Source organism: Vibrio sp. Vb1337 (genome assembly GCF_033338715.1).
Taxonomy (GTDB): Bacteria; Pseudomonadota; Gammaproteobacteria; order Enterobacterales; family Vibrionaceae; genus Vibrio; species Vibrio alginolyticus.
Genome location: NZ_JAWOTD010000184.1, coordinates 1 through 1,175, shown reverse-complemented (window position 1 = coordinate 1,175; position 1,175 = coordinate 1). Strand labels below are relative to the sequence as shown.

The window sequence follows — 1,175 nt, the reverse complement described above, 5'->3', positions numbered from 1 at the left end:
TCAGGATATTTTCAGGCTTGAGATCGGCGTGTAACACATGGTGGTGATGCGCGTGTTCCATTGCCTGACAAATCTGCTTAAACAGCGTGAGCTTCTCTCGGTCTGTCAGTGTGACTTCGGCAAGATAATCATCCAATGTTTGGCCAAACACGCGCTCCATGACGATGTAAACCGAGTCGTCATGCAGGCCGCCGTCAAAGACTTGCGCAATATAAGGGTGATTTAAACGTGCTAGTAGCTGCGCTTCATCGAAAAGTGCCCGTTGTCCGAGTACATTACTTAAATTGCTTTGGATGAATTTGATCGCAAGATCTTGCTCGAAGGTCTCATCTGCGCGTTGCGCGGCATAAACGACGCCCATACCACCACGTCCCAACTCATGAGTTAGGCGATACTTACTGATCACTTCGCCACTAAGGTCGATCTCGCTGTTGGTCGCTTGATGAGCGCCAAAGTAAAGCAATTGCGTTAATCGCTCTTCTGGGGCTTCATGGGCTAAAAGGGACGCGAGTTGAATGTATAGCTCAGGTTGACTCTGTTGCAATTCTTGGAGGTATTGCTGCTTTTGAGAGTCGTCCAGATCAAGAAGATGATAATAAACTTGGGTTTCGCTGGAGCCTAACTGCACAGTGCCTGATATCTTATTGTTTTACGTGCGCTATTTTATAAGAAACTCAATATTAATGTCATTTATTTATTCGTTTTGCGAGTGTTTCTTTAAAAACAACTCTGTAACAATAAGTGCATGATTTTATTGTGGATATTATGTTTGGCTTTTGGTGGCTTGTCGGCATCCTGTGTATTCGTCATAATGTTACATGTAACATTATTGATAAATCACATATTTATGGCTCAACAGAATAAAAAAACACGAACGACATTGCAGGATGTCGCAGACCAAGTTGGCGTAACGAAGATGACGGTTTCGCGCTATATGCGCAATCCAGAATCGGTGGCTGAGAAGACCCGCGTGAAAATTGCCGCGGCAATCGAGGAGATGGGGTACATCGAAAATCGCGCCCCCGCGATGTTGTCTAAGTCTTCCAGCAAAGCCATCGGCATCTTACTTCCTTCTCTGTCCAACCAAATTTTTGCTTCCTTTGTTCAGGGCATAGAGACGGTCACTAAGGCTAACGGCTACGAAACACTACTGGCACACTTTAGCTACGATGAGT

At 45.2% G+C, this 1,175-nt stretch carries 2 protein-coding genes; one reads left to right on the top strand and one right to left on the bottom strand.

Features of this window, described 5'->3' with window-relative positions; genetic code table 11:
* Nucleotides 1-628: protein kinase domain-containing protein (locus tag R7E42_RS24880; protein ID WP_318073216.1), on the bottom strand; the 628-nt coding region annotated here is incomplete at its 3' end.
* A gap of 219 nt (nucleotides 629-847) precedes the next feature.
* On the opposite strand from R7E42_RS24880, the gene R7E42_RS24875 reads away from it, so the two are divergent.
* Nucleotides 848-1,175: LacI family DNA-binding transcriptional regulator (locus R7E42_RS24875; RefSeq protein ID WP_318073217.1), on the top strand; the 328-nt coding region annotated here is incomplete at its 3' end.